Below are 1,847 nucleotides of genomic sequence, written 5' to 3' on the forward strand. Positions count from 1 at the left end.
ATTTTTCAAAAATCGTTCCTTTTTTGAAGCTTGAAGCTTTAAATGCATATTTCGTTAGTAGATAGTAAGAGATACCTGCTACTACTACTCCGATTATCCATGCAAGGTCTACTAATAGGAAGGCAGCGCCTGCACCGATAAACATTGCAATGAGCCCCGCTGGATTAAATCCAGAAAAAGCACCTTCCTCATTGTATAATTCTTTAAGATTTATCTTTTGTTTTCTTAATATATAGTAGTCCACTAATAATATAGAAATAACTGGTCCTAAAAATGCGGAATATATTAGAATAAACATATTAAGACCTTTAGCCGATGACTCCTGTATAAGCAACCATGGAAATGCACCTAATGCAAGCAATCCTGTTACAATTGCAGAAGCTTTATACTTTAATTTTGTCAGCAATGTAATGACATAAGCTGGCGGAATAATATTGGCAACCATATTTGTTGCGATAACCGCGATTACAATAAACACGGATACAAAAACTGAAATATAAGGATTATCAATTATAATTGGGAGTGCTTGTGCAGGATTCGTTACACCAGTCGCAGCTGCGAGCATTGCCCCGATAATGATAACAAAACCATATGATAAGGTAATTGGGATAAAATATAATGATCCGCGTTTTTTATCACTCATACCCGTTTTAAGCTCTCTTGAATAATCTGCAGCACTTACAAAGATACCTGCATAATTCCCTAAAAAGACCATAATAAGTCCAAAGAACGGCAAGCCCCATGAGCCTTTAGCTTGTACCCAGTTTTGGGCAATCTCAGTGCTATGCGATGATAAAAGAATTCCGAAAACATAAATTAGTGCTGCCATAAATACTACAGAGGCAACCGTTTCTACCCATTTAATCGCGTGGAAACCGAATAATGAAAGCACAATTTGAATTAGTTGCAGCGCTATAAAACAAACAACGACATTATCGAAAGTACCGCCTGTAACAATCTTCGCGATTTCATTTAAGGCAGTTCCCCCGATCCAGCTTTGAATACCGTACCATACGATGGCGGGTATCCCGCGCAGTAGTGATGATATCACTGTTCCTTTTATTCCAAAGGACATTCTAAGCTGTACAACATATGGTATTCCTTTTTTGTAGCCGAGACGATCATTTAATGCAAAAATGGTTGAAATGATCCCAATTGCGATGATAGCTGCTAAAATGGTTTGAAAAATGTTTAATGTCGCGACACCAGCTACAATTACACTAGCCCCAAGTGTCATATTACCTAAATTAACACCGTCTCCAATCCACATAAAAATATAGTCTTTCGCACTTACTGTCCTATCCTTATCATTTTTCGGATAAAGCGATTCATCGACACCCGCAACATGTTCAATCTGGGTCTCGTTTGTATCGTAACCTTCAATCGTTGTAGACATATTTTATCCCCCTTGTTTTCGTACACCATATATAACAGCATTTGCTATGGCTTTTTAGCTAAAGGTTAACCTAATTACCATAAAATTATTTTTTCCTATTAAAAAGATTGCATCCGTGAATAAAAAATTTCACCCATTTTTCTATATGCAATCTCATTGTTAATAATTTTTCGTTCCACTTAGGTCAACTTATTTTTGCTTTCGAAAACGTTTTCTTTGTTAACAATTCATATTATACATGGCTTTTTCAAGAAGGTCTTTATGACTATTAAACAAAAAATACATAAACAAGCTATATATACTGCATAAACTTTTTTACGATAACATTCTTTTTAGACAATGCATTATTCACTTTGCACAAAGGAAATGCCATTTTCAATTTTAACGCGAAAAACACCGGAATAACTATGTGAAAGTTTGTACATGTTGCACGTATGGAATAGAGTATATA

At 35.5% G+C, this 1,847-nt stretch carries 1 protein-coding gene; it reads right to left on the reverse strand.

From position 1 onward, the window contains the following. A partial coding sequence (locus tag V7164_RS25295) for an NCS1 family transporter (protein WP_335355603.1) occupies positions 1 to 1,396 on the reverse strand: 1,396 nt, incomplete at its 3' end. Between the last annotated feature and the right edge of the window lie 451 nt (positions 1,397 to 1,847).

Origin of the sequence: Bacillus sp. JJ1474 (assembly GCF_036965225.1) — a bacterium.
GTDB lineage: Bacteria > Bacillota > Bacilli > Bacillales > Cytobacillaceae > Cytobacillus.